Origin of the sequence: Nonomuraea sp. NPDC005983, from assembly GCF_040614375.1 — a bacterium.
In the GTDB taxonomy this organism is placed as follows: Bacteria; Actinomycetota; Actinomycetes; order Streptosporangiales; family Streptosporangiaceae; genus Nonomuraea.
Genome location: NZ_JBEXUP010000015.1, coordinates 68,733 through 95,679, shown reverse-complemented (window position 1 = coordinate 95,679; position 26,947 = coordinate 68,733). Strand labels below are relative to the sequence as shown.

The 26,947-nt window shown below is 69.1% G+C and carries 25 protein-coding genes; 13 read left to right on the top strand and 12 right to left on the bottom strand.

Annotated features, from left to right (window positions below; translation table 11 throughout):
* The first annotated feature begins 140 nt into the window (after positions 1-140).
* From ABZ297_RS10275 to ABZ297_RS10235, 9 genes are all read left to right on the top strand, one after another.
* Positions 141-365 carry a hypothetical protein gene (locus ABZ297_RS10275; protein ID WP_355342486.1) on the top strand — a complete coding sequence of 75 codons (225 nt, stop codon included), beginning with the start codon at positions 141-143 and terminating at the stop codon, positions 363-365.
* Positions 366-474: 109 nt separating this feature from the next.
* Entirely contained in the window at positions 475-1,734 is a 1,260-nt protein-coding gene (locus ABZ297_RS10270) for an AMP-binding protein (RefSeq protein ID WP_355342483.1), read from the top strand.
* A complete protein-coding gene (locus tag ABZ297_RS10265) occupies positions 1,721-1,939 on the top strand; it encodes a DUF6052 family protein (protein ID WP_355342480.1) in 219 nt (72 codons plus the stop codon). The genes ABZ297_RS10270 and ABZ297_RS10265 overlap by 14 nt, the downstream gene beginning before the upstream one ends.
* A complete protein-coding gene (locus ABZ297_RS10260) occupies positions 1,936-3,492 on the top strand; it encodes a benzoate-CoA ligase family protein (protein ID WP_355342477.1) in 1,557 nt (518 codons plus the stop codon). The genes ABZ297_RS10265 and ABZ297_RS10260 overlap by 4 nt, the downstream gene beginning before the upstream one ends.
* A gap of 86 nt (positions 3,493-3,578) precedes the next feature.
* Positions 3,579-4,382: an alpha/beta hydrolase gene (locus ABZ297_RS10255; RefSeq protein ID WP_355342474.1), complete on the top strand. Its 804-nt coding sequence runs from the start codon at positions 3,579-3,581 to the stop codon at positions 4,380-4,382.
* Positions 4,383-4,660: 278 nt separating this feature from the next.
* Complete coding sequence (locus ABZ297_RS10250; RefSeq protein ID WP_355342472.1) at positions 4,661-5,095, top strand: nitroreductase family deazaflavin-dependent oxidoreductase; 435 nt, start codon at positions 4,661-4,663, stop codon at positions 5,093-5,095.
* A gap of 431 nt (positions 5,096-5,526) precedes the next feature.
* Positions 5,527-6,528 (top strand): methyltransferase, encoded by a 1,002-nt coding sequence (locus ABZ297_RS10245; protein WP_355342469.1) that lies wholly within the window; start codon positions 5,527-5,529, stop codon positions 6,526-6,528.
* A gap of 2 nt (positions 6,529-6,530) precedes the next feature.
* Complete coding sequence (locus ABZ297_RS10240) at positions 6,531-7,769, top strand: cytochrome P450 (protein WP_355342466.1); 1,239 nt, start codon at positions 6,531-6,533, stop codon at positions 7,767-7,769.
* Positions 7,770-8,118: 349 nt separating this feature from the next.
* Complete coding sequence (locus tag ABZ297_RS10235) at positions 8,119-8,922, top strand: alpha/beta hydrolase (protein WP_355342463.1); 804 nt, start codon at positions 8,119-8,121, stop codon at positions 8,920-8,922.
* Positions 8,923-9,026: 104 nt separating this feature from the next.
* Here the strand turns inward: ABZ297_RS10235 and ABZ297_RS10230 are convergent, their stop codons facing one another.
* The 7 genes from ABZ297_RS10230 to cmdF form a co-directional block, all read right to left on the bottom strand.
* Positions 9,027-9,455, bottom strand: coding sequence for an SgcJ/EcaC family oxidoreductase (locus ABZ297_RS10230; protein WP_355342460.1), 429 nt, complete (start codon positions 9,453-9,455; stop codon positions 9,027-9,029).
* A gap of 337 nt (positions 9,456-9,792) precedes the next feature.
* Positions 9,793-10,077, bottom strand: a complete 285-nt coding sequence (locus ABZ297_RS10225; protein WP_355342457.1) for a phosphopantetheine-binding protein — start codon at positions 10,075-10,077, stop codon at positions 9,793-9,795.
* A 39-nt stretch (positions 10,078-10,116) separates the two neighbouring features.
* Positions 10,117-11,691, bottom strand: coding sequence for a 4-hydroxyphenylacetate 3-hydroxylase N-terminal domain-containing protein (locus ABZ297_RS10220; protein WP_355342454.1), 1,575 nt, complete (start codon positions 11,689-11,691; stop codon positions 10,117-10,119).
* A 489-nt stretch (positions 11,692-12,180) separates the two neighbouring features.
* Positions 12,181-12,522, bottom strand: a complete 342-nt coding sequence (locus tag ABZ297_RS10215; protein ID WP_355342451.1) for a YciI family protein — start codon at positions 12,520-12,522, stop codon at positions 12,181-12,183.
* Between the two features lie 127 nt (positions 12,523-12,649).
* Positions 12,650-14,161, bottom strand: a complete 1,512-nt coding sequence (locus ABZ297_RS10210; protein WP_355342448.1) for an FAD-binding protein — start codon at positions 14,159-14,161, stop codon at positions 12,650-12,652.
* 20 nt (positions 14,162-14,181) lie between these two features.
* On the bottom strand, positions 14,182-15,552 hold the full coding sequence (locus tag ABZ297_RS10205; RefSeq protein WP_355342445.1) for a condensation domain-containing protein: 1,371 nt from the start codon (positions 15,550-15,552) through the stop codon (positions 14,182-14,184).
* A 29-nt stretch (positions 15,553-15,581) separates the two neighbouring features.
* Positions 15,582-17,177, bottom strand: coding sequence for a tyrosine 2,3-aminomutase (gene cmdF / locus ABZ297_RS10200; RefSeq protein ID WP_355342442.1), 1,596 nt, complete (start codon positions 17,175-17,177; stop codon positions 15,582-15,584).
* A 194-nt stretch (positions 17,178-17,371) separates the two neighbouring features.
* Between cmdF and ABZ297_RS10195 the strand changes: the two genes are divergently transcribed.
* The 4 genes from ABZ297_RS10195 (at position 17,372) to ABZ297_RS10180 (ending at position 22,123) form a co-directional block, all read left to right on the top strand.
* The gene (locus ABZ297_RS10195) at positions 17,372-18,526 is read left to right on the top strand and encodes an epoxide hydrolase family protein (RefSeq protein WP_355342440.1); all 1,155 of its coding nucleotides are present in this window, start codon (positions 17,372-17,374) and stop codon (positions 18,524-18,526) included.
* A gap of 107 nt (positions 18,527-18,633) precedes the next feature.
* Positions 18,634-19,935: an acyltransferase gene (locus ABZ297_RS10190; RefSeq protein ID WP_355342438.1), complete on the top strand. Its 1,302-nt coding sequence runs from the start codon at positions 18,634-18,636 to the stop codon at positions 19,933-19,935.
* 973 nt (positions 19,936-20,908) lie between these two features.
* Positions 20,909-21,319, top strand: coding sequence for a 4'-phosphopantetheinyl transferase superfamily protein (locus tag ABZ297_RS10185; protein WP_355342435.1), 411 nt, complete (start codon positions 20,909-20,911; stop codon positions 21,317-21,319).
* 51 nt (positions 21,320-21,370) lie between these two features.
* Complete coding sequence (locus tag ABZ297_RS10180) at positions 21,371-22,123, top strand: alpha/beta hydrolase (protein WP_355342432.1); 753 nt, start codon at positions 21,371-21,373, stop codon at positions 22,121-22,123.
* Between the two features lie 17 nt (positions 22,124-22,140).
* Here ABZ297_RS10180 and ABZ297_RS10175 read toward each other — a convergent pair whose 3' ends face one another.
* Genes ABZ297_RS10175 through ABZ297_RS10155 form a run of 5 tightly spaced genes read right to left on the bottom strand, consistent with a single transcriptional unit; the run spans position 22,141 to position 26,881 of the window.
* Positions 22,141-22,944 (bottom strand): TIGR03084 family metal-binding protein, encoded by an 804-nt coding sequence (locus tag ABZ297_RS10175; protein WP_355342429.1) that lies wholly within the window; start codon positions 22,942-22,944, stop codon positions 22,141-22,143.
* 3 nt (positions 22,945-22,947) lie between these two features.
* The gene (locus ABZ297_RS10170; protein ID WP_355342426.1) at positions 22,948-24,012 is read right to left on the bottom strand and encodes a carboxymuconolactone decarboxylase family protein; all 1,065 of its coding nucleotides are present in this window, start codon (positions 24,010-24,012) and stop codon (positions 22,948-22,950) included.
* Positions 24,009-25,667: a GMC family oxidoreductase gene (locus ABZ297_RS10165; RefSeq protein WP_355342423.1), complete on the bottom strand. Its 1,659-nt coding sequence runs from the start codon at positions 25,665-25,667 to the stop codon at positions 24,009-24,011. The genes ABZ297_RS10170 and ABZ297_RS10165 overlap by 4 nt, the downstream gene beginning before the upstream one ends.
* Positions 25,664-26,224 carry a DUF5987 family protein gene (locus ABZ297_RS10160; protein WP_355342420.1) on the bottom strand — a complete coding sequence of 187 codons (561 nt, stop codon included), beginning with the start codon at positions 26,222-26,224 and terminating at the stop codon, positions 25,664-25,666. The genes ABZ297_RS10165 and ABZ297_RS10160 overlap by 4 nt, the downstream gene beginning before the upstream one ends.
* A gap of 51 nt (positions 26,225-26,275) precedes the next feature.
* Complete coding sequence (locus ABZ297_RS10155; RefSeq protein ID WP_355342417.1) at positions 26,276-26,881, bottom strand: response regulator transcription factor; 606 nt, start codon at positions 26,879-26,881, stop codon at positions 26,276-26,278.
* Positions 26,882-26,947: the final 66 nt, after the last annotated feature.

Sequence of the window (26,947 nt, the reverse complement as noted above, 5' to 3'; positions counted from 1 at the left end):
GTCCTTGACGTGCATGCTCAGGCAGACGAGCGCCTGCGAGCGGAGCGAGACCGGGTGGTCCTTCCACACGTACGGCTTGGTGCCCTTGGCGCCGCTGCGACGGCGCGTCCCGGACCGCGGAGGCCGTCGCGTTCGCAAGGGTGCTCGAGCTGTCCGACGTGGACGTCGTGCTGCTGCAGGCGGCGGGCGACCCACCGCCGCCGGGGCAGGTGTCGCAGGTCGCCGACGCCGTCCGCAACGAGACCGGCCTCGCCGTGATCGTCGACGACGGCCTGCGCACGCTCGACGCGGCGGACACCGCGATCGCGGCCGGCCGGTCGGACCTGTGCGTGCTGCGTTTCGATTCCGACGCTTGGGAGGCGTGATGAGCGGCTCCAGCGCTCCCCGGAAACGATCTGTGGGAAAGGCAGGTGTGCCATCAGCGATCTGATCAACGCCCACGACCAGCCGTTCTGGAATCCACGTACCGAGACGATGCCCCGCGAGGAACTGGCGGCGTGGCAGTGGCGCAAGCTGCAGCGTGCGCTGACGCAGGCCCGCAACTCCAAGTTCTGGGGCGAGCGGATCCCCGCGGACATCCGGTCCTTCGACGACTATGTGCGGCGAGTTCCGTTGGTGCACAAGAAGGAGCTGGTGGCCGCCGAGGAGGTGGCGCCGCCGTTCGGCGTGCTGCCCTCGATCGACCCGTCGGCCGGGATCCGGTTCCACCAGACCAGCGGCACCAGCGGCAACATTCCCCTTCGGACGTTCGACACGGCCCGGGACTGGGCGTGGGCGGTCGACATGTGGTGCACCATGCTGCACGCCGTCGGCGTGCGGCCGCACCACCGCGGCTGCGTCGCCTTCGGGTACGGCCTGTTCATCGGGTTCTGGGGGATGCAGGACGCGATGATGCGGATGGGCTGCATGGTGCTGCCGACCGGGTCGATGGACTCCGCCGCCCGCGTCCGGCTGCTGGTGGACAACCAGATCGAGGTGATCGGCTGCACCCCCACCTACGCGCTGCGCCTGCTCGAGACCGCCAAGGAGATGGGCGTCGACCTGGCCGCCGAAGGCAACCTGCAGGTCGTGATCACCGGCGCTGAGCCGCGGCCACCGGCCACCGGCAAGGCGATCAGCGAGGGTTTCGGCGCCAAGGTGATCGACGTCGCCGGGATGACCGAGCTCGCCACGGTGTTCATGTTCGAGTGCCCGGCCAAGCCGGGCGCGTGCCACATCATGGAGCCCGGCGTGATCGAGGAGGTGCTGCACCCGCAGACCAGGCAGCCGGTCGGCTACGGGGAGCGCGGCGTCCGGGTCATGACCGGCCTCGGCCGCGAGGGCTTCCAGATCTTCCGCTACTGGACCGAGGATGTCGTCGTCAAGCGGCCGTGGCACGAGTGCGGCTGCGGGCGCACCTGGGACTGGTACGACGGCGGCATCCTCGGCCGCACCGACGACATGCGCAAGATCCGCGGGATCTCGGTGACCCCGGTGATGGTCGAGGACGTCGTCCGTGGCTTCGCCGAGGTCCGCGAGTTCCAGACCGTGCTGCGGTCCGATCGCGGGCTGGAGGTGATGGTGCTGCGGATCGAGCCGGACGACGACGCCGGACCGGCGGCCGCCACGCTGACCGACCGGATCGGCGCGGAGATCAAGCGCGCGATCGGGCTGCAGCCCCTCGTCGAGCTGGTGGAACCCGGTGTTCTGCCGCGCTTCGAGGCGAAGGCGGTGCGCTTCCATGACGAGCGGTGAGCTGACCGCGCGAGAGCAGCAGCAGCTACGCGAGTGCTACGCGACGCTGCACGAGCTCGCGGCGACCTGCGGGGTGCCGGCGGTGCGGGCGGCCGCCCGGGCGGCGGTCGCCGAGGTGCACGTGGCGCTGGACGGGCAGGCGCTCGAGTTCGAGATGTACACCCACAGCTGGCTCACAGACGGACACGAGAAGGAACGCGAGTGACTACACCGATCCCCTCTACCAGTGAGATCGCCTCCGCGCGGTCGGGCGACGAGTCGGACTACAACTTGTCGCGGCGCTTCCTCGACCCGGCCCCTGGCGAGCGCACCGCGCTGATCACCGCTGCCGGCCCGACCACCTACGCGGAGCTGCGCACGCTGGTCAACCGGGTGGGCAACGCGCTGCGCAGCCTCGGCGTGGACAAGGGCGACCGGGTGCTGATCTCCCTGCGCGACGGCGTCACGTACATCGCCACCTGGTACGCCGCGCAGCGGATCGGGGCGGTCACCCTCGACGTCTGCAACTTCCTCAGCTCCGACGACTACCGGCACTACGTCGACTACCTCGAGCCGTCCCTCGTGGTCACCGACGGCGACGCGGTGGAGGCGCTGCGGTCCGCCGACGTGTCCGGGATGGCCGTCTTCGGCCCCCACGGCGGGCTGCGCGCGGACGAGCACGACTTCGAGGCGCTGGTCGCCGCGCAGCCCACCGACCTGACCGCCACCCCGATGAGCGCGGACGACCAGGTGATGTGGAAGCTCACCACCGGCAGCACCGGCAGGCCCAAGGCGTGCCGGCACGTCGCGCGCAGCCCCTGGCTGAGTCACCTGTGGTTCGCCAAGGGCGTGCTCGACATCCAGCCCGACGACGTGGTGATGCCGGTGCCCAAGCTGTTCTCCGGCTGGGCCCGTGACCTGGTGGCGCTGTACACGATGGGCGTCGGCGCGACGGGGGTCCTCTATCCCGAGCGCAGCACGCCGGAACGGATCTTCGAGCTGGCCGCCCAGCACCGGCCGACCATCCTCGTCAACGTGCCGACGATGATGAAGTCGATGCTGGCCCATCCGGACGCCGCGAAGGCCGACCTCAGCTCGGTGCGGATGTGCCTTTCGGCCGGGGAGCAGCTCCCCGCCGACTTACACCGGCGGTGGCGGGACACCTTCGGCGTCGAGGTGCTCGACTGCGTGGGATCGTCCGAGTCCTTCAACGCGGTCATCTGCAACCGGCCCGGCCACGCCCGGATCGGCAGCCTCGGCCAGGTCATCCCGCACTACGAGGCGACCGTGACCGACGACGAGGGCAACCCGCTGCCGGACGGCGAGGTCGGCGTCCTGCAGGTGAAGGGCGAGCCGGTGGCGATCGACTACTGGAAGGCGCCGGAGAAGACGGCGACGACCTTCCCCGCGCCCAACACGCTGCGTACCAGCGACCTGTTCATCCGTGACGCGGACGGCTACTTCTTCTACCAGGGCCGGGCCGACGACCTGCTGAAGGTCAGCGGGATGTGGGTGGCGCCGACGGAGATCGAGAACTGCCTCGCCACCCACCCTGCCGTTGTGGCGTGCGCGGTGGTCGGCTACACCACGACGGACGGGCTCACCAGCACGCGCGCCTTCGTGGTGGCCAGCAAGCCCGTCTCCCCGGCCGAGCTCCAGGAGTACGTGAAGGCCCGGCTGACGCCGCACAAGTACCCGCGGGACATCCGGTTCGTGGACGCACTACCGGAGACGCCGACCGGCAAGATCGACCGCAACACGCTGCGCTCGGCTGAGTGACAGCAATCTGGAAGATGCGGCGCCAAACCCTGGCGGACAATCTAGTTCGCCGACGACTGGTACCAAATCGGTGAAAGAGGCACTTCATGCACACAGTCACGTCGAGTGACGGCACCACCATAGCGTTCGAAAAGGTCGGCCAGGGGCCACCCGTCATCCTCGTCGACGGCGCCTTCGTCTACCGCGCCATCGACCCCTGGGCACCAGAGTTCGCCAGCGAACTGGCGGACAAGTACACGGTCTACACCTACGAGCGGCGCGGCCGCGGCAACAGCGGCGACACCGCCCCCTACGCCATCGCCCGCGAGATCGAGGACATCGCCGCGCTCATCAAGGAGGCCGGCGGAACCGCCAACGTCATCGGCATCTCCTCCGGCGCCGTCCTGGCCCTGGACGCCGCCGCCAGCGGCCTGCCCATCACCAAGCTGGCCGTCTACGAGCCGCCGTTCATCGTCGACGACACCCACCCCCCGCGCCCCGACGACTACCTCGACGAAGCCAAGAAGATCATCGCCGACGGCCGCAAGGGCGACGCCATCGCCCACGCCCTGACCAAGACGGTCTTCCTCCCCACCGAGATGGTCGAAGAGATGCGCGCCCAGCCGTTCTTCGCCGCCATGGAAGCCGTCGGCGACACCGTCGCCTACGACGGCGAGATCATGGACGGCCTCATGTCCGGCAAGCCACTGCCCACCGACCGGTGGAACACGCTGACCGTGCCGACGCTCATCCTCTTCGGAGGCGCCAGCGAGCAGTGGATGCACAACGCCGCCCACGCGCTCAACGACGTACTGCCCAGCACCACCGAGGTCCGCAACATCGAAGGCCAGACCCACGAGATCGCCGCCAACGTCCTCGCCCCCATCGTGGACAAGCACTTCACCGACTGACGCTGACACGCGGCCCGCACCGGCCACCAGACCGGTGCGGGCGGCGCGGACCCGTGCCGCCTCGGGCCGCGACCCGGGCCCCGAATTTCACCAAGAGGCAAAGCGCTCAAGAATTGTTTGGAATTGCGCCTGGACAGGCTGTCGGCTCATCATTTGCAAACTCATCATCGGCCGGCCGATAAAACCGGAGGTTTGCCACTGAAAAGAGGAGCTTGAGGCATTATGCAGCGAGTCATAAAGTGGTCTTGGACCAGAACCTTTCGACCAGGATGGTGAGAATGACAAGCAGCGAAGACTTAGAGCTCATGGCGTACAACAAGACGATCATTGACGAGTTCCGCGCCAACGACGGAGTAGTCGGCGGCGCATTCGAGGGCCTTCCCCTCCTGCTGATCACCACAAAAGGAGCGAAGAGCGGCGAGGACCGGGTAAGCCCGCTGTCCTATATCAACGACGACGCCCGCCTCGTCATCGCCGCCACGAACGTCGGTCGCGGCAAGCATCCAGGGTGGTACTACAACCTCCTCGCCAACCCGGACCTCACGGTCGAGATCGGAACCGACACCTACGAGGCGACCGCCGCGGAGGTCGACGGCGAGGAGCGCGACAGGTTGTGGGCGGGGCTGGTCGCGTCCAATCGGCGACTCGACAGATACAAGTCCATGACGACCCGGGAAATCCCCGTTCTCGTCGTCGAGCGCAAATCCGGCTGACCGACCGGCTCACCGTAACCCCTGGACGCCGGCTCGGGCCTGGTAACGGTCCGCCGTCGTCCGCGACTTCTTCGAGGCAACGTCACACTCGGCCGTGGTCCGGGACACCGTGGCCTCGATCCCTTTCCACCAAGGAGTCGAGGCCACCGCGTCCATGCCGTGACCGCGAGCGGCGACACTACGGCCTACCCGAGGCGGCCGCCGGTGCACGTGCTGTGGGCGGTCGCCGCCTCGGCCCGTCGGGGCGGCGCCCCGAGGGCCTTTCCGCAACCGATCGACAACCGATCGACGCGAGCCGACAGCGCTGTCCACGATCGACAGTTCCACCGGCTCGTCACGTTCCTGACCGGCGTATCCCGCACGATCGGAGATGAGCCGGCGGGCACGGTCCCGAAGAATTTCCCGCGTTTCCCGAGGGCGAGGAGACTGGCATGATAGGCGATCTGGACGGAACGGCCGCGCAACTGTGGTCGATGGCCGGGCTGGGCACGCCGATGGCGGTACGGGTGGCGGCCACGCTGCGCGTCGCCGACCACATCGTCGCGGGCCGGCAGACGGCGGCGGAGCTGGCGCAGGCGTGCGGCGCCGACGCCGACGCGCTGGAGCGGCTACTGCGCTACCTGACCGTGCGCGGCGTGTTCGAGCGCGACGAGGCCGGCCGGTACACCCTCACCCCGCTCGGCCGGCCGCTGTGCGAGGACCACCCGTCCGGCGTACGCGCCTGGTTCGACATCGATGGGATGGGCTGGGGCGAACTGTCGTTCGTGGAGCTGCTGCACAGCATCCGCACCGGCGAGGCGGCGTTCCCGAAGCGCTACGGCCGGCCGTACTGGGAGGCCCTGGCCGCCGACCCGGCTCGTACCGCGTCGTTCAACGCCCTGCTCGGCGCCGACGTGGCCGCGCGCGCGCCCGGCGTCGTGGCCGGCTTCGACTGGGCCGCGCTCAAGCACATCGTGGACGTCGGCGGCGGTGACGGTTCGCTGCTGGCCGCGATCCTGACCGCGAATCCCGCTCTGCGTGGCACGGTGGTCGACCTGCCCGAGGCGACGCAGACCGCCCAGAAGGCGTTCGCCGACGCCGGCCTCGACGGCCGCGCCGACACCGTCAGCGGCAGCTTCTTCGACCCCCTGCCGGCGGGCGCCGACGCCTACCTGCTGTCCCTGATCCTGCACGACTGGGACGACGACCCGGCGACGGCGATCCTGCGCCGCTGCGCGGAAGCCGCCGGTGCGACCGGGCGGGTGCTGGTGATCGAGTCGATCGGCGAGGGCGAGGAGAAGCACACCGGGATGGACCTGCGCATGCTGTGCCTGTACCAGGCCCGCGAGCGCGGCGTCGCCGAGTTCACCGCACTCGCCGAACGCGCCGGGCTGCGGCGCATCGCGGTGCACCAGGCCGGCCCGTCGGCGATCATCGAGCTGCGAGTGGCTTGACCATGGATCCGCGCGCCGCGTTCGAGGCGCTGGGTACCACGGAAGGCCGGCAGGACCCGTACCCGTACTACGACGCGATCCGGGCGCACGGCGACCTGGTGCCCGTGAAGAAGGGCAGCCTGGTCGCCGTCGGCTACCGCGAATGCACGCGGGTCCTGCGGGAACCGGCGCTCCAGGTGCAGGACGGCACCGCGTTCGACCGGGTGTATCCGGAGTGGCGCTCGCATTCGTCGGTGTGCGCGTTCACCGACTCCATGCTCTACAGCAACCCGCCGAAGCACACCCGCCAGCGCGGCACGGTCAACGCCGACTTCACGCCGCAGCAGGTGGCCCGGATGCGCCCGGTGATCGAGGACATGACCACGCGGCTGCTGGACCGGATCGCCGATCTCGGCGCCGACGGGTCCCCGGTGAACCTCATGGACGAGTTCGCGTCCCGGCTGCCCATCGCCGTGGTCAGCGCCATGCTCGGCTTCGACGCGGACCGCCAGGTGTGGTTCCGCGACATCGCGTCGGCGATCGCGGTGTCGACCGACGGCTTCACCGATCCGGCCGCCCTGGCCACCGCCGACGCCGCCATGGATGAGCTGGCCGACCACTTCGGCGACGTGATCACGCGCAAGCGCGGCTGTCCGGCGGCCGACATCGTCAGCGCGCTCGTGCGTCTGCACGACAGCGATCCCGCCAAGCTCAGCCACGACGAGCTGATCGGCAACATGATGCTGCTGCTCACCGCCGGCTTCGAGACGACGGCGTTTCTCATCGGCAACGGCGCGCTGATGGCCATCGACAATCCGCGCTACGCCGCTCTCCTGCGCACCCAGCAGCCGTTCGCGGCGGCGTACGTGGAGGAGGTCCTGCGCTTCGAGCCGCCGGTCCACGTCACCAGCCGCTGGGCCGCCGCTGATGTGACCATGTTCGACCAGCACATTCCGGCCGGCTCCCGGGTTGTCGTCCTGCTCGCCGCGGGCAATCGCGACCCCCGCCGCTATCCCGACCCGAACCGATTCGACCCGGGCCGCGCCAACAGCCAACCTTTGAGTTTCGGCGGTGGCGTTCATTTCTGTCTGGGCGCGGCCCTGGCCCGGTTGGAGGCCCAGACCGCCCTGCCCATGCTGGCCCGTCGCTTTCCCCAGATCACGCTCGCGGACACCGCGACCTATCGCGACCGGTGGGTGATCCGTGGCCTGCGCACGCTCCCCGTGACTACCGGCCGCGCCGTTACGGCATCGCGTCGATGAAACCGCGGCCGTCGCGCCGACGGAGATCGAAACCCGCCTCGCCGCCCACCCTGCCGTGGTAGCGTGCGCGGTGGCCGGCTGCACCACAAACGGACGGGCTGAACCAGCGAACCCGTTTCCCCGGCCGAGTCACAGCAGTAGGTGAAGATCCCGCACAAGTACCCGCGGGACATCCGGTTCGTGGACGCACTACCGGAGACGCCGTCTGGCAAGATCGACCGCAACACGTTGCGAGCACTCAGCTGAGTGACAGTCACATGACAGCAATCTGGAAGATGCGGCGCCGAACTCTGGCGGACAATCTGGTTCGCCGACGGTTGGTACCGAATTGGTGAAAGAGGCTTACTTCATGCACACAGTCACGTCGAGCGACGGCACCACCATAGCGTTCGAAAAGGTCGGCCAGGGGCCACCCGTCATCCTCGTCGACGGCGCCTTCGTCTACCGCGCCATCGACCCCTGGGCACCAGAGTTCGCCAGCGAACTGGCGGACAAGTACACGGTCTACACCTACGAGCGGCGCGGCCGCGGCAACAGCGGCGACACCGCCCCCTACGCCATCGCCCGCGAGATCGAGGACATCGCCGCGCTCATCAAGGAGGCCGGCGGAACCGCCAACGTCATCGGCATCTCCTCCGGCGCCGTCCTGGCCCTGGACGCCGCCGCCAGCGGCCTGCCCATCACCAAGCTGGCCGTCTACGAGCCGCCGTTCATCGTCGACGACACCCACCCCCCGCGCCCCGACGACTACCTCGACGAAGCCAAGAAGATCATCGCCGACGGCCGCAAGGGCGACGCCATCGCCCACGCCCTGACCAAGACGGTCTTCCTCCCCACCGAGATGGTCGAAGAGATGCGCGCCCAGCCGTTCTTCGCCGCCATGGAAGCCGTCGGCGACACCGTCGCCTACGACGGCGAGATCATGGACGGCCTCATGTCCGGCAAGCCACTGCCCACCGACCGGTGGAACACGCTGACCGTGCCGACGCTCATCCTCTTCGGAGGCGCCAGCGAGCAGTGGATGCACAACGCCGCCCACGCGCTCAACGACGTACTGCCCAGCACCACCGAGGTCCGCAACATCGAAGGCCAGACCCACGAGATCGCCGCCAACGTCCTCGCCCCGATCGTGGACAAGTACTTCAGCAGCTGAAACGCCGACGGCTCCAGGGAACGTGCCATCCCCGCCCGCACCGGCCACCGGACCGGTGCGGGCGGCACAGACGCGTTGCCGCCTCCGGCCGAGCCGCCGGTCCGTCAGGCGCCGGGTGCCGGCAGGCCCACCTTCGCCGGGCTGTTCTGGTAGGCGGCCAGCAGCCACTGGCCGTCGACGCGCACGGCGAACCAGGACGCCCGGATGGCCTGCGGGTCGGCGACCTCGGTCTCGCCCGGGGCGATCACGCCGCCCTGGGAGAGCAGCAGCGCGACGTCGGGGCCGTAGAAGCGCAGGCTGATCGGCTTGCCGGTGACCTGGGTGCCCTTGTACTGGCCGTCGAACGCGTCCTTGAAGTAGGCGCGGATGTCCTCGCGGCCCTGCCGCAGCACGCCGGGCAGGATCAAGGTGCCGTCCTCGATGAACAGATTGGCGAAGCCGTCGGCGTCGTGGTGCGCCCAGGCCGCGATCATCCTCTGGGCGATCGCCGCGACGGCCGCCTGCTGGGCGGCCGATACCTCGGTCGTGGTCATGGTGTTCCTTTCGCCGCGATGACGGTGAGGGATCGGGACGGGTCAGCCGGCGACAGCATCCGGTCCGAGCCGGCGCGGCCACGCGATCAGCTCGGCGCCGCCGTCGGGCCGTAGTCAGTGCCATCGTCAGTGCCCGGATTTCGCGTGCGACCGTGCTCACCGGCGCGGATTCGCCGCTGGCGAGCAAGAAGGCGGCGTGACCAGCTGGTCCGGCGTTCGTAGGTCCGCCTGCGGCGCCTGTCCCTCTCCCCCGGGCTCGAGTTCCCCGGCCCACTGGTTACATCGTGCCATCCGGCCGGTGCCGCACACATCTCCCGCGTTGCGGCACAAGCGCAGGTCAGGCCGGCAATTTCAGCTGGCCTTCCGTCTGCGCCTTGGCCAGCACGATGGCCACGAACGCGGGTAGGTCCGGGTCCTCGAACAGCTCGCCGATGTCGACCAGCACACCGACCTCGTCCTCGATCCGTGCCGTGATGCGCACCGCGGCGATGGACTGTCCGGACAGCTCGAAGAACGTCGCGTCGTCCTGACCTGGCCGCGCGCCCAGCACGTCACGCCAGATCTCGCTCACCCGCCGTTCGATCTCGGCCCGGTCGAGCCTGCTTCCGCTCTCGCTGCTCATGCGTTGACCTCCTGTGCCGTCGATGTCAGCCGTCGAATGTCAGCCGTTGATCAGACCGTTGCGGACGCCGCGCAGGTCGTGGAACGAGGACAGGTCCGGCACGGTCCAGCCGGACAGGTCGTACTCGTCCAGACACTGGTCGACGAACGCCTTGTAGCCGTCGACCTCACCGCTGGCGATCTGCGCGAACAGCAGCTCGGTCCGGACGTTCTCGTGGTTTCCGGCGTAGTTGCGTTCGTAGAGCTCGTGCCGCCCGCCGAACTCGGTGCCCACCGCGTCCCACAGCAGCTTCATCAGCTTGACCCGCTCCACCGCGGACGTGCCCTTCGAGCCGCGCAGGAACCGGTCGAGGTAGGGCCGGATCTGCGGGTTGGCGAAGTCCTCAGCGCTGGAGTTCAGGTAGATCAGGCCGCTGGCGATGTCCTGTTGGACGATCTCCTTGATCCGCGAGTAGCCGCTCTGCATGAACCACCGGTAGGCCATTCCGTACGCCGGGTTGGGCAGCACCGCGCCGCCCACCCAGTCCACCGGGTTGCGCGCGGCGGCGTCGGACAACGCCCAGAACAGGTTGCGCCACGCCAGCACCTCGCCGAGGCGGGTCTGCACCCCGCGGAACTCGTCCACGCCGGTGATCTCCAGCGCCTTGGCCAGCAGGCCGGCCAGGAACTCCAGTTTCACCGCCAGCCGTGTGCACCCGTGGAAGGTGAACCGCTCGGGGAACCCGGACCGGCCGGTGAACATCTGCACCTTGCCCAGGTCGCCGTAGATGAACACGTTCTCCCAGGGGATGAGCACCTTGTCCAGGACGAAGATCGTGTCGTTCTCGTCGAGCCGCGACGAGAGCGGGTAGTCGAAGGGGCTGCCCATCACGGCGGCCGAGGCGGTGTAGGAGGTGCGGCAGATCAGCTTCACTCCTGGCGCCGCCATCGGCACGGTCGCCACCAGGGCGAACTCGCGCTTCTTGAACGGCACGCCGTAGTGGGCGACGAAGTTGTAGTGCGTCAGCGCCGACCCGGTGGCCACCACCTTGGCCCCGCTGACGATCAGCCCCGCGTCGGTCTCCTTCTCGACGTGCACGAAGACGTCGGCCACCTCGTCGGGAGGGCGGTTGCGGTCGACCGGCGGGTGCACGATCGCGTGGTTCCAGTAGAGGACCTTCTCCTGGGACTCCCGGTACCAGCGCCGCGCGTTGTCCGCGTACGGCTCGTAGAACTCGGCGTTCGCGCCGAGCGTGCCGAGGAAGGAGGCCTTGTAGTCGGGGCTGCGTCCCATCCAGCCGTAGCTCATCCGCGCCCACGCGGCGATCGCCCGCTGGTCGGCCACGAGGTCTTCGGCGCTGTGCGGCGTGGTGAAGAACCGGTGGGTGTACCCGCCGCTTCCGGTGTCGGTCGGGCAGGTCAGGGTGTCCTTGGTCTTCGGGTCGTGCAGCGCGTCATACAGCCGGGCCACCATCCTGGCCGGATTGTGGAACGCCGGGTGCGTGGTGACATCCTTGACGCGCTCGCCGTAGAGGTAGATCGCGCGGTCGTCCCGCAGGCTTTCCAGGTACTCGGCGCCGGTGAGCGGACGCGGCCCCGGCGGGCGATCGGCGGTACCGTTCTCCTGTTCGGCCATCGGACGTCCTTTCGGTGAGACCTCGCTTCGCGAGTTCGCTTGCGACAGCAGGAAATACACCGGTGCGGTCACGGCGAGAGTCGCCGGAGCACCGGACGCACATCGGTACGGAGGGCGCCGATGACGACGGGCACACCCCGTCATCGGCACCGAATCGGGCCGCGAGTGCTGAGGGGCGCTGCTCACCGCCGTACCTGGGCGGTCTGCGGGATGTGCCCGGTTGCGAGCGGTTCTCCGCCCGGACCGCGCCGGTTCGTCCGGAAAGGTCCCGCTGGCGTCGGCGCCGAAGCCCGCCATGCTGTGGCCGCCGCTGCGGACCAAAAGCACCGGCCTGATAAATAGCGGGGCCTTTATCACTTCAATCGACGTTCTGAGCCGAATTCCGCGTCACCCGACATCGACCCAAAAGCGCCAACCCGGGGCAATCGTCCGGTTCCACCGGGTTGGCGCTCGGCTCGCGCGGGTCGCGGGCCTGGTTACTTCTCGGGGTTACTCCTCCTCGGGCGGGCCCTCAAGCAGGGGACGCACCTCGACGCCGCCGTCGACGATCGGCACGAACTGGGCGAGCTCCACCGCGTGGTCGATGTCGCGCGCCTCGACGACGAAGAACCCGGAGAGCTGCTGGGTAGCGTCATGGAACGCGCCCTCGGTGACCTTGTCACCCCGAACCGACCGGGCGGCCGACGCGGGCGCTGCGGCGAAGCCCGCCGTGAGCTGCCCGCCCGCCTTCTCGATCTTCTCGGGAACCTCGCCGTGAGCCTCGAGAACCTCCGGCGGAATGTCCTCGAATGGGATTTCCTTCTCGTAGATAAGCACTGCGAATTGAGGCATCCGTGCCCTCCTTCTCTTTCTCGATCAGTACATGATCTTATGCGGAAGGTAGCCGCTCCGTGCCTTCTTAGTCGGGTTCCCGCCGGCCGGCATCTTCTGGACTGCGCTGCCCGGCGGACGCGGCTATTCACGGCAGCTCGATGGATAAGCCGTGACGGAATTCGTCGCCCGGATCGTAGCGCTGCTTGACCTGCTGCAGTCGTGGATAGTTGTCCTTGTAGTACAGGGTGGACCACGGCACTCCCGAGGTGTTCCAGGTCGGGTCCGCCAGGTCGACATCCGGGTAGTTGATGTACGACCCGTCGCTGACCTCGCCCGGCACCGGCACGCCGCCGGTGTCGGCGTACACGTCGCGGTAGAACTCGCGCAGCCGGGTGATGTGCGTGTGGTCCTCCGCCTCGTCACCCCACACCGCCATGTAGGCCGCCTTCAGCACCGAGTCACGCTGCGCCGTCGCGGTGGCGTCCGGGGCGAGGGTGTTCACCTGGCCGCCGTAGCCGATCAGGATCAGCTGGTTCTGGACGCCCTCCTCGCCGGTGAGGTGCTGCCAGATGGTGGCGAGCTGACGCTCGCTGTACCCCTTGCGCAGGTAGGCGGCCTTGATCTTGATCCGGCGGATGTCCTGGGTGCCGGGGTCGCCCCAGTTCGGGTAGGCCGCGAAGTACAGCCACGGCCGCACCACCTGGGTGCGGGTCGACTCGACGCCGACGCCCTCGCTCACCGCGTCGAAGTAGGCGTCCAGCAGCGCCCCGGCGTCCGGGATCTCGTCGTCGATCATCGCCTGCAGCAGCAGCGCCCCGCCGGAGCGGTGCGAGGCGTAGAACGACGCGGAGTGCTGGGCGTGCGGTGCGCCGGGGGCGCTGTTCCGCTCGAACCAGGTGCCGACGTTGCGCAGCAGGGTCGTGAACGACTCCTCGGTCATCGACTCCCACGGCCACATGCAGAACGCGACGCGCCAGCGGCTGGGCGCCTTCGGCAGCAGTTCGGCGGGGTCGGCCGAGGTGACGCCGGGTGAGCGCAGCCAGTAGCGGGTCACCACGCCGAAGTTGCCGCCGCCGCCGCCGGTGTGCGCCCACCACAGGTCGCGGTGCGGGTCGTCGGGCTCGCGGGTGGCCACCACCGCGCGCGCGACGCCGTCGGCGTCGACCACGACGACCTCGACCGCGTACAGGTAGTCGACGACCGCGCCCAGCCGGCGCGACAACGGACCGTAGCCGCCGCCGACGAAGTGCCCGCCGGCACCGACCTCGGTGCACTCACCGCCCGGGATCGTCACGTTCCAGCCCTTGAACAGCACCCGGTAGACGTGGCCGAGGGTGGCGCCCGGCTCGATGGCGAAGGCGGCGCGGGACGGGTCGAAGGAGACGTTGGTCATCTCCGACATGTCCAGCAGGACGCCACCCTCGGCGGCGAAGAACCCCTCGAAACCGTGCCCGCCGCTGCGCACCGTCACCCGAAGGCCCTTCGCGACCGCGTCGCCGACCACCGTGACCACCTGCTCGGTGCTCGTCACCACGCACACCCGGTCCGGTTTGGCGACGAACCGGTGGTTGGTGCCGCGCAGCAGGCTCTCGTAGCGCGGGTCGTCCGCGGTGATGGTGGCCGGCCCGAACCGCGGGATGATGGCCGATTCGTTCACGTCGACTCCTCGTCCGTTCGTCAGATCCGCAGCGGCGCGTGCTGGTCGGAGACGCCGTCCTTGAGCACCTGGCTGAACTCCTCGGCCAGCGTGCGCATCGTGAGGTCGTTGAACTTGTGGGTGTTGAAACCCAGGTACACGTTGATCTCGCCGGACGGGGAGACGTCCAGCTGCCACAGGGCGCCGTCCGGGATCTCGGTCGCCACCTTCTGCGACATGCGCCGCGGGACGTTGCGCAGCTCCAGGTCGCCGACGGCGTCGCCGTCCAGCACGAAAGGCAGCTGCAGCACCTGGAACGCGATGAGGGCCTGGTCGTCCGAGGCGGCCCGGGCCATCAGCTCGGGCGCCTCCCCGAGCACCAGGAGGAACGGGATCTCCCGGGAGTACGCCTCGATGCAGGTCGAGCGGGTCCGGTCGACGACGTCGCGGAAGGTGGCACAGCCCGTCAGGTCGGTGCGCAGCGGGATGAAGTTGGTGAAGTTCCCCACCGTGCCCTGGAAGCGGGACTGCTTGCGGTTGGACCCGATGGTCGGCACCACGATGTCACCGCTCCCGGTCCGCCTGGCCAGCAGCACGTTGTACGCGGCGAGCAGGACCATGAACGGCGAGCTGCGGCTGTCCTTCGCCACGGCGGCCACCGCGGCGGCCAGGTCCGCGTCGATCGCGTACCGGATCACCGAGGTGTTCTTCGGCAGGTTCGCCGAGCGCGGGTGGTCCATCCGCATCGTGACCATCTGCGCGCCGCGCAGCTTGTCGCGCCAGTACGCGCGCGACGCGGGCGGCACCACCTCGGCCTCCGCCTCCCGCTGCCAGAGCGCGAAGTCCGCGTACTGCGCGGGCTCGGGGCGATCGGCGACGGCGTGCCCGCGCCGGCGGGCGTACGCGGCGGTGAGGTCGTCGATCAGCACCTGCATGGACCAGCCGTCGACCGCGGCGTGGTGCGCGATCAGCACCAGCACCGAGTCCTGCTCGTCGAACCGGCCGAGCACGGCGCGCAGCAGCGGCAGCGGCTCGACGCCGTACCTGCCGCCCTCGAGCTCGATGATCAGCTCCTCGGCGCGCCGGTCCCGTCCCTCCTCAACGGTGTCCGAAAGGTCCACTTCGGAGACCTGCGCCGGGCTCGGCGGTGCGACGCTCTGGTACAGGTCGTCGCCGTCGCGCACGATCCGCGTGCGCAGCGCCTCGTGCCTGGCCACGACGTCGTTGAGCGCCTCCGACAGCGTGCCGGTGTCGACCGGGCCGCGGATCCGCCAACCCCAGGTGATGTTGTGCCGGGGACCGAACGGCCCGGAGTCCGGGTCTCCGGCGTCGAACATGCACAGCATCTGCTGGGCGAAGGAGACCGGAGTCCGCTCCGCCGCCGACACGGGCGATGGCGTGGTGTTGGTCATCGCTGGGAGCACCTTTCGTGATCAGCGGTTCAACGCAGCTCGATGCCGGCCTGCTGGACGACGTCGAGGAACTCCCCGCGAGACAGTGCCGCGGCCACTCGCTCGAGGTCGTCGGCCATGTACCGGTCCCGCTCCAGGGTGGGCGCCATGGAGCGCACCATGTCGTACGTCGCCCTGCCGGCCGGGCTGAGCCCGTCGTAACGGCCGGACACGTCCACGGCCTGCGCGGCGGCGAGGTACTCGACGGCGAGAATGTAGTCGTTGTTCGACAGCACCCGCCGCGCGTTGCGCGCGGCGATCAGGCCCATGCTGACGACGTCCTGGTTGTCCCCGTTGGACGGAACGCTCTGCGTACTGGCCGGGCCGATGGTCCTGTTCTCCGCGACCAGCGCTGTCGCCGGGTACTGCGCACCGGCGAACCCGCTGTTGAGACCCGGTTCGCCGGACGCGACGAGAAACTCGGGCAGCCCCGACAGGTACCGGTTGAGCAGCCGGTTGGTCCGCCGCTCGGAGAGCACACCCAACTGGGTGAGCGCGACGGTGGTGAAGTCCATCACGAACGCCACCGGCTGGCCGTGGAAGTTGGCGCCGTGGAAGACCTCTTTGCCCTCGAAGAACAGCGGGTTGTCGTTCGCTGAGTTGAGTTCGGTCTCGACGGTCTCAACGGCGTAATAGAGGGTGTCGCGCACGGCTCCGACCACCTGCGGGATGGCACGCAGCGTGTACGCCTTCTGGATCCACACGTCAGTACGTGAGACCTCGCCGGTCGCCTGCTCCTTCGCCTGCTGGCGCAGGTCGGCGTGCTCGACGGCGAGCCGCGTGCCGGCGAGCAGCGCCCGCAGGTTCGCCGCGGTGTCGATCTGGCCGCGGTGCGGCCGGGCGATGTCGTGGCCTTCGGGCTGGAACGGGCTCTTCGAGCCGTGCAGCGTCTCCACCACCAGGGCCGTGACGATCTCGGCCTGGCGCGCCTGGTTGAGCGCCCGGCCGAGCACCAGGCACCCCAGGCCGGTCATCGCCGAGGTGCCGTTGATCAGCGCGAGGCCCTCCTTGAAGCGCAGCTCCAGCGGCCCGATGCCGTGCTCGCGCAGCACCGAGGCGGTCTCGACGCGTCGGCCGTCCTTGAGGACGTAGCCCTCGCCGATCAACGCCGTGGCGATGTGCGAGAGCGGGGCGAGGTCACCGCTCGCGCCGAGCGAGCCGATCTCCGGGATGGCCGGGGTGATTCCGAGGTTGAGGTAGAGGGCCATGCGCTCGAGCAGCTCGGGGCGGACCGCGGAGTAGCCCTTGGCGAGGGCGTTCAGCCGCGCGGCGAGGATCGCCCGCGCCTCCTGCTCGGCGAACAGCGGCCCGACGCCCGCACTGTGGCTGCGCACCAGGTTGGTCTGCAGCTCGACCTCTTTGGACGTGCCGACCAACATGTAGATCATCTCGCCGTAACCGGTCGTGACACCGTAGACGGGGACACCCTGGCGAACCATGTCCTCGAACTGCTCCCGGCTCGTCGCCACCCGGTCCAAGGTGGACTCGCCCAGCGTCACGGGCGCCCGGTCCTCGGCGACCCGCCGGATGCCGTCGATGTCCAATTTCTCCCCGTCGAAGTCGACGGACGCGTCATTCTGAACCACTTTTTCACCCCGTCAAGGTGTCCGTAGCGCTTGCGCCCATGGTGTCCCGACCGGCCGCCGGACGGCTTCTCTGGGCGTGCGCTACCAGGTCGCACACCAGAAGTTGAAGGCGATTCCGCGGCCTGGCGATGATTTCCAGGCGAAGAGCCGCTCGCTCTTCCTCGTCGTTCGGCACGCAAAGAGGGGAACCCGCCGTGGAACCGTTCCGCATCAACATTCCCGAGGCCCAGATCGACGACCTGCATCGCCGTTTGGAGGCCACCCGGTGGCCGGCCGACTTCGCCGGGTTCGGCTGGGAGCGTGGCGTGCCGCTGCACTATCTGAAGGAGTTGGCGGAGTACTGGCGGACGTCCTTCGACTGGCGCGCGGTGGAGGCGGAGTTCAACCGGTACCCGCAGTTCCGCACCGAGATCGACGGCGAGTCCGTGCACCTGCTGCACGTCCGCTCACCGGAGCCCGACGCCACCCCGCTGCTGCTCACGCACGGCTGGCCGGGCGGGTTCCCGGAGTTCGCCGACGTCATCGGGCCGCTGACCAACCCGGCCGCCCACGGCGGCGACCCCGCGAACGCGTTCCACCTGGTGATCCCCTCCATTCCCGGCTACGGGTTCTCCACGCTGCGCAACACCGGCTGGGACGTGCCCCGCATCGCCCGCGCCTGGGCGGAGCTGATGAGCCGGCTGGGCTACGACCGATACGTCGCGCAGGGCGGTGACGCCGGGGCGGTGATCTCCCTCGTCCTCGGTCTCGTCGACCCGGCGCACGTCCTCGGTGTGCACGTCAACATGCTGATGACCTTTCCGTCCGGCGACCCGGCCGAGCTCGCCGACCTGTCCGAGACCGACCGGAAGCGCCTGGAGCAGCTGGCCCGGTTCGACGTCGACCAGTCCGGCTACATGAAGATCCAGCAGACCCGGCCGCAGACGCTGGGCTACGGCCTCACCGACTCGCCGGTCGGCCAGCTCGCCTGGATCGTGGAGAAGTTCCAGGAGTGGACCGACCCGGCGGCGAAGCTGCCCGAGGACGCGATCGACCGCGACCGCATCCTCGCCCTCGTGACGCTCTACTGGCTGACCGCCACCGCGGGGTCGTCCGCGCACTTCTACTACGAGGGCGCCGAGGACGTCCGGCGGGCCGTCGCGGGGGCGGTCCCGCCGCCGCAGTCGGTCCCGGTCGGCGTCGCCGTCTTCCCGCACGACCTGTTCCTGCCGCTGCGCCGCCTCGCCGACCGGGACATCCCCACCATCACGCACTGGACCGAGTTCGACCGCGGTGGTCACTTCGCGGCGCTGGAAGAGCCCCGGCTCCTCGTCGACGACATCCGGGCGTTCGTCCGCACGCTCGGGTAACTCCGGATCCGCAATTCGAGCATTTTGGAAGATGCAGGACAAGCGCCCGCCGTCTTGACTGACCGCACAAATCGAGGTCTCCATCCTTTGCATAAAGGAGCACACCGATGGTCGCCGAGTTAGCGGGCAGCCCCGATGAGGGGATGCAGAAGCAGGCGGAGAACGTTCCGAAATCGAAGGAAGCGCCAAAGAAAGCCCGGGTTCCGGTACTGGACGGCATCCGCGGTGTCCTCGCCCTCGCGGTGCTGCTCACGCACGTCACCTACGCCGGCGGGGTCATGGACGTCGGCGAACACAAGGGCTGGCCGGTTTTCAACTGGCTGTCCGTCGGCCTGACCGTGTCGCTGTCGCCGTTCTTCCTGCTCTCGGGCCTGCTGCTGTACCGCCCGTTCGTCAGGGCCACGTTCGCGGGAAGCCAGCGGCCGCCGTTGAAGCCGTTCTTCGTACGGCGACTGCTGCGCATCCTGCCCGGCTACTGGGCGGTCGTCGCCGCCTCGCTGCTGCTGATCAACCTCCCCACGATCGACAGCCTGTGGGACGTTCTCCGTCCGGTGCTGCTGCTGCAGTGGTTCGTCGACACCAAGAACGCCATGATCCCCGGCATGGAGATCACCTGGAGCGTCGACGCCGAGTTGACCTTCTACCTGCTGCTCCCGCTGGGCGCCTGGTTGATCAACAAGTACGCCCGGCGGGTCAGCGACCCGGCGCAGCGGCTCCGGCGGATCATCTGGCCGCTGTCCTCGATCGTGCTGCTCGGCCTCGCCTGGGAGGTGTACGTCCACCTGCCGTTCATGGGCGCCTACCCGGTCCAGATGTTCTGGCCGCCGGGGTTCCTCGGCCTGATGGCGATCGGCATGATGTTCGCCGCGCTGTCGGCCTACCAGGAGCTGACCGGGCGGGAGCCCGCCATCTACCGGCTGGCCGCGAAGTCGCCTCTGTCGTGGTGGGCGGCCGCGTTCGGGGTCTACGTCCTCAACTGCGTCAAGCCGTTCTCGGCGGCCGGCGACGGTGACTACCCTCCGCTGAGCCAGGCGCTGATGGACCAGATACTGTTCCTGCTGTTCGCCGTGCTGATGACGGTCCCGCTGTTCGCGCCGGGCGCCCGGTCCCGGTTCATGGACGCGCTGCTCGGCAACCCCGTGTCGCGCTTCCTCGGCCGCATCTCGTACGGCATCTACCTGTGGCACTTCCCGGCGATGTACTTCGCGTTCGGCATGGGCAACCTGTTCGGCACGCCGCCGCAGCCGATGTTCATGGTGATCGGCACGATCGGGTTCTGGCAGCTGATCGCTGAGGTGCTGGCCATCACGATCGCTCTGTCGACGCTCACGTACTACCTCGTCGAGCGGCCGGCCGCCCGTCTCGGCTCCCGGTACCTCCGGTCAGGCGTACCGACGGCGACCACCTGACCAACTCCGAGCAGCCGGTCAAGCCCGGTAGGACTGTCCAAAACCGGCAGTCCTGCCGGGCTCGTCACTTTTCCCGCACCGGGCAAGCGCCTCCGTCCTCACTCATCTCGCGTACGCGAACCCGCTCAGCCGCGAGCGGGGTCTGAGATAGGACTTTGATCTACATTTCACCACAAAACATGGCAAAACCCAGCTGCTGCACCACCAGACACATCGTCGGGTGCTGGATCATGACGGGCCGGGCCGGTCACCTCCGCAATCGCGAAGAAGAACTGGCAGTCGCGACGCCGAAAGAATGATCGCATTCTTTGTACGGCCAGGAGGCAGGCATGATCGGTAATCGGGACGGCACAGCCGCGCGGCTGTCGTCAATGACCGGCCGGGTACGCCGGCGGCAGTGCGGCTGGCGGCGCCCCTGGCGCTGCCGACCATGTCGCCACGGAGTCGTCACGGGGGTCGCCACGGGGGGCGGCACGGGGGTCGTCACGGGGATCGCCACAGAGGTCGCCACGGGGGGCGGCACGGGGCGGCACACCTCGGGGGGAGCCGGCCGACGGGTGCGTCACCGACATAGACGCGTGTGACCGGCCGCTGCGCTCCCTGCTTCACGTGAACGGTCGAGGACCTCGGGAACCGCGTCGAGATCACGGCGCGCTCCGAGCAGCTGGAAGCAGGCTTCCTCGCCCGCGGATGAGCAGGTCACGATGACTGTCTCGGCCGCTTGGCAATGATCGGGTTCCTGGTCGAACGAGATCATCGCGAAGCGGTCGCTCCGGCGGTGCGCGGCCCCGGGCGCACCGGCCATCGGCCAGATGAGGACGGCGCGGGGCACCAAGTTCGCGACACAGTGACGTCAAATTCTGTCGGACCCAGCTCACAGCCATCTGAGTTCGGAGGCCTTTGACACGGAGCCGTCCAGCATTCAAGAATCTCAGGGATTCACAATGGACAAAGAACTGCTCCTCAAGAACGAGTGTCACGCCCAGGATCTCGACACCGAGGTCCTCCGTGCCGATCTCAACTCCACGGAGATCGTCCGCGAAAGCGGGGATCGCCGCAGTGCGGCACGCCGGCGTTTCGTCACTGCCTGCCGGTCGCTCCGGACGATGGCGGCACGGCAACTTGGATCGCTCCCTCGAGCGTCGATGTCGAAGCGGTGCGGAATGCGCCGGGTGCCGAGACCGTATTGGCCCCAGTGGAGCTTGCCGCGTTACGCTCGGTACATATGCGTGAGCACAGGGCCGGGTTCGCCAGGGCGTGGGTTCGAAAGGAAGCGGCACTTATGGCGACCGGGCCCGGTCTGCGCATCCCAACGGACAGGCTCGAATCCGATACGCCCCATCTCTGCCTTTCGTACACCCCGGAACTCACGATGGCAACATGATGCGATGCGTGCCGGAAATACAGCCACTGCGATGTTCTCGAGAGGCGCGGCATGAGGAGCTACGTACTCATTCCTGGCCTGTGGGCCGGAGCGTGGATATGGCAACGGGTCGAGCGACAGTTGCGCGCTGCGGGCCACCGTACCCTCGCTGTGACGCTGCCGGGTCTGTCCTTCTCCGACGCCGACGAGAAGAACATCACTCTCGCGGACCATGTCGATGACGCGCTGTCGCTCCTCATCGAGGAGGGCCTGAACGACGTCATCCTGGTCGCCCACGACTACGGGGGCATCGTCGCCGGCAGCGTGGTCGATCGGGCGCCGGAGCGGGTGGCCCATACCGTGTACGTGGAGGCGTTCGTCGCCCACGACGGCAAGTCCATGCTCGACGCCTTCCCCGACAGTCTGCGCGCGGAAGAGATGCGCGTCATCGACGACAACGACGGGCGCCTCCCTCCGCCGCCCGTCGCCGCCATCGCGGCCGGACAGGATCTGTCCCTCCGCGACGCGCGGTGGCTCCGCAGGCGCTGCGTCGGGCACCCCGGCCGTTCGATCTCCGACCCGGCGATCCTCACGCGGCCGCCGGCGACTCACTCGGCGACTTATGTCATCTGCGAGAAGGATCACTTCGAGGGAAGCATCGGCGACGACATCAACCGGTTGCGTGACGAACCCGGATGGACTTTCCGCACGCTGCAGACCGGTCGCTGGCCGATGCTCTCCTCTCCCGCCGAACTCTCCGAGCTGCTCCTGGAGGTGGACCGCAGAGTGGGCGTCCCCAGTGCCGGGACGGCGGCGTTCGACTGACAGCGCGATCCGCGGACTCACGCCGGAAGCTTCGCGAACTGACCGGGCCGGCGACCCGACCCCGCGGGTCCGCGGTAGGCCTGCGCGATGTCCAGCCATGCGTCGGCGTCGGGTCCCACCGCGGTGACGTCACAGTCGTCGCGGTGCCGGCGCCGGGTCACCAGCAGGCAGAAGTCGAGCGCCGAGCCGACGATCTTCTGGTCGGCGGTCTCCGGGCCGTACGCCCACAGCTCACCGGACGGTGCGGTCAGCTCATACCTGAACTGCACGTCCGGCGGGGTCATACCCCGCGCCTCGTAGCCGAAGTCCCAGGTCAGCACGGCGAAGATGACGAGATACCGGATTCGGTCGGTGGGCTCTCGAGCGATTCCCAGCGCGTCGAGGATGTCCTGGCCGTGGGCGAAGGTCTCCATGATGCCGGCCGAGGCCAGGATCTCCGCCGGCAGTGGCCGCACCAGCCACGGGACCACCTGTCCATCCGGCACCGCGGCCAGCGCGCGGATCCCGGCCGCTCGTTCCTCCCGCCAACGCGCCAGCAGTTCCGCGGGCGGCAGCACGGTGTACTCGTCCAGCGCCGCGTTGACGGCCTCACTCAAACCGTCCTTGATGGACGCCATCATCGACCGGAACCCGTCAGGGTCGGACGCCGCCATCCCCGCGATCCGGTAGATGAACGACAGGTGCCCCACCTGATGGGCGATCGTCCAGCCGGGAGCGGGCGTCGGCTCCTTCCATCGCGCGCCCGGCAGGCCGGCCAGGATCCGATCCAGCTCCGCGCTCTCCGCGCTGAGGTCCTGGATCACCTTCTGTAGTTCGCTCATGCGTCAGCCCTTTCTGTCTCGTTGCCTCTGCGCTGTCTGCGCTGTCTGCGCTCTGGCGCTCGCCCAATGCCGGGCGGCCGTGAAACTCGCCCACGCGGTGAGCTCGATGAGCCTTCGATCGCCGGCCCCGTCCCTGCGGAAGTCGTCCACGACCGTCGCGTCCACCTGATAGGCCGCGATCGCCGTGAGCAGAGCCAGCCGGGCGGCGGCACGCTCGGCGGGCCGCAACCGGGCGGCGGCCTCGTGCGCCCAGCCGCGGCTGAGGCCGGGCGGTCGCCCACCGCGCAGCGCGAGCTGGCCGAGCACCAGCTCGCGTACGTCATCCGGCACCGCCCTGGCACCGGCCTCCTCCATCACCGCGTAGGCGGCGGCGAAGCCCTGCCGCACGGCCACGCTCTCTGACGCCCAATGCAGGTCGTCGGGGATCGGCGCTGCGGGAAGCAGGCCTACCGACGCACCCGGCCCGCTCATCCTGCGGACGAGGGGCCGCGCGAGCACGCCGATCAGGCGGCGCGGCACGGATGCGCCGGCGGGGAACAGCCCGTCCGGCAGGAACACGTTGACCATGCGATTCAGGTAGTGGAAGGTCACGGCGGTGCCCCAGAGCTCCGGGGCCTGGTCAGCGGGTACGGGCATGTCGTCGAGGTCGCCCCTGGCCCACGCCACCGCGCGGCGGATCGCGACATCGGTGATCTCTTCGATCCTCCCGCCGTTCACGGCGGCGGCATCGCGCTCCGTCATGAGCCCGTGCGCCATCGTGCCGTGCACGTCCACGCAGTACGGACACGAGTTCTGCTGGGACACGGCGGTCGCCACCGCCTCCTTGACCGCGCGGTCCAGGGGGCCCGAGACCACCAAGGACTCGCGCACCATCGCCCAGGCGGCCGCCAGCGACTCGGGGGCGGGCGAGTGCAGCGCGACCGGCGGCGCGAGCATCCCGAAGTCACGTTCGACCTGGGCGTAGACGTCCGCGACCAGCCCGTGTGCGGCGCTGGGCGGGACCGGGGTGACAAAGCGCACCTGTCCCAGCCCCCTGCGCCGGGTCATGCGCGCGACGAGCCCGGTCATCGTCTGTCCGCGAGATGGACGACGCCACGCCGTCCGCTGGTGCCGCCGTCGGGAGCGGGCGCGCCGTACCGCACCTGGACGCCCCGTTCCCGCGCGGCGTCGACGATGCCGGGGATCGCGCGCTCGGCGAGCGCGGCGATCGTCATGGCCGGGTTGACCGTCAGCGCGCCCGGTACCGCGGAACCGTCCGTGACGAAGATCCCCGGGTGACCGCGCAGCTCGTGGCGGTCGTCGAGAGCCGACGTGGCCGGGTCGTCCCCGATCCGGCACGAGGCCAGCGGATGGACGGTGTACGCCCCGACCACGTCGTTCGACCACGCCTCGGCGCGGGCCAGCCCATCGCGTTCAAGGATCTCCTTGGCCTCGGCGTCCGCCTGCGCCCACGCCCGCAGCGTGCTGGGCGCCGGGTCGTATCGCAACGTTCCCCGCCCCAGCATCTGCTGGCTGATCCGTACGGCGTTGCCGCTGGGCGGAGGGGGCCCGAAGACGCCCTCGTTGGCGTCCTCGATCATCTCAAATATGATCAGCCAGGATTTCCAGCGCTTGAGCATCTCCTTCTTCGACAGCCCGAACCACGAAGGCCCAGGCCCCGACCGCAGGTCCTCGGGCGCCTGAGCCAGGATCGTGCCAAGGCCCGGAGGGAAGTAGAGCTGCTCCAGCGAGTAACGGCTGAACTCGGGCAGAGAGCCGTCCAGGCGATCCCAGTTGGCGACACAGGGCCCCTTGCCGATGTGGAACGCCTCGTACGCCGTCCCGTCCCCCCGGTCAAGCCCGAGCACCTCGCGCACGCGCTCCTCGTTCATGACGGCGGTGACCAGCCGTTCGCCGTTGCCCGAGAAGTAGCGCCCCACGCCGTGCGGCATCGGACCGAGCCCCGGTTCGCTCCGCTGCAGGATGACGGGGGTGGCGCCGGCGCCGGCCGCGAGGATGACGAGTTTGGCGTCGATCGCGCCGGAGTCACCGCGAAGCCGGTAGTCCTCGCCGTCGATGAGGTCGTAGTGCACGCGGTAACCGCCGCCGTCGTTCCGCGAGATGCGCTGCACCTCGTGGAGGGGCCGCACCGAGGCTCCGTGCGCGATCGCCGCGGGGAGGTAGTTGGTGAGCAGGGAGCGCTTGGCGCCGAACCGGCATCCGGCCATCATCCAGTTGCACTTGACGCACGTGTCGTTGTCGATCGCGACCGGCACCGGGTTCGCGGTGCGGCCGGAATGGTCGCAGGCAGCGGCCCACAGGCCGCCGGGGTAGGAGACGTCCTCCCATCCCTGCGTGCTGACCGGGATCGACTCCGCGACGCGGTCGTACCACGGCTCGAGCGTGTCCCGGTTGATGCTCGCCGGCCACATCCGCCTGCCGATGCTGCCGTGCCGCTCGAAAACGAACCGGGGTGCGCGCGGCATGGCGGCGAAGTAGATGACGCTGCCACCGCCGACGCAGTTGCCGCCGAGGATGTTCATACCGTCGCCCACGGTGAAGTCGAAGATCCGCGTGTACGACGACCCGAGCTTGTAGTCGTGCTCGAACTCTTCGGTCTCCACCCATGGCCCGCGTTCGAGGATCACCACGTCGGCGCCGCCCGCCGCGAGGTGGTAGGCGGCGATCGCGCCGCCGAAGCCGCTGCCCACGACGAGCACGTCGGTCTGTTCCACACTGCTCATCGCAGGCTCCCTGATGCGGTCGTGTCCGGGTGCAGGCGAGCCAGCGGCCGGCCGTAGGAGTTCTCGGGGTAGCGCCACAGGCCGTCCGGATCGGGAGGTGTGATCCCCATAGAGGTGAGCCCGGGATGGCCGGCGGCGATCGCCTCCGCCGTGGGCAGGTGCGCGGCGGAGTCGTAGGCCATGTAGCAGAAGAGCGCGAGCAGCACCCACAACTCCTTCTCCGGATGGCCGGGCGCGGTCAGGAGGGTGACGAGCTGGGTGCGCCGATCGAAGGGCAGCGCGGCGAAGGGGGGAAGCGCCGGATCTAGCGACAGCCGCTGCTGCGCGGCGTACTGCCGCGCGTGCGCGTTGAGATCCCTGACGTAGTCGTCGAGCGCGCGGCTCAGACCCGCCGCGTCCCACTCCAGCAGTGTCAGCGCACCTGCCGCAACGGCGCCGCCGCCCGCCGAGGCCCCCGCGATGGCCACATCGTCGGGAGAGCGTTTCTCGCCGGGAACGATCGTGTCCGCGAACGCCTCCAGGGTGAGCGTGTGCTCATGAGTTCGGTCCGAATCCATGCCTTCATCGTCGGAGTGCCCGGAATGTCGCGCATCTCCTTGTGAGCCCGGTCAGCACCAGCCGACTTCGGTGGCGATGCGAATGGCGTCCACGCGATTGCGGGCATTGAGCTTGACAACGATCTTCGACAAGTAGTTTCGTACGGTTCCCGGCGACACGTGCAGGCTGGCTGCGATCTCCGGCGGTTCCGCGCCTTTCGCGGCGAGCCGGAGAACCTGGATCTCCCGTTGCGTCAGCGGGTTCTCCCCGACGTCCCAGGCGGTCAGGACGAGTTGCGGGTCGATGACCCGTCCTCCGGCGGCAACCTCCCTGACCGCCGAGGCCAGACGGTTCGCCGGCATGTCCTTGAGCAGGAAACCGGACACCGACGCGGCCAGAGCCCGCCGGAGCGTTCCAGGCCGGCCCAGCCCTGTCAAGATCAGATTGCGACAGGTCGGCAACCGCTCGTGGAGCTCGTGCGCCGCCGTGAGACCGTCCATCACGGGCAGGTCGATGTCGATGATCGCCACATCGGGACGCTTCTCCAGCGCGACAGGCACGATCCGGTCGCCACTCTCCACCTCGGCCACGACTCTCAGGTCGCGTTCGCTCTCCAGGAGCGCCACCAGAGCCTCACGCACGATCCGCACGTCTTCGGCGAGAAGGAGCTTCAGCATCTGAACCACCAATCATCTCCCGGGCTGGCCCCACCCCATTGCCTGCCGTCCTCCAGGTTGGTTGTA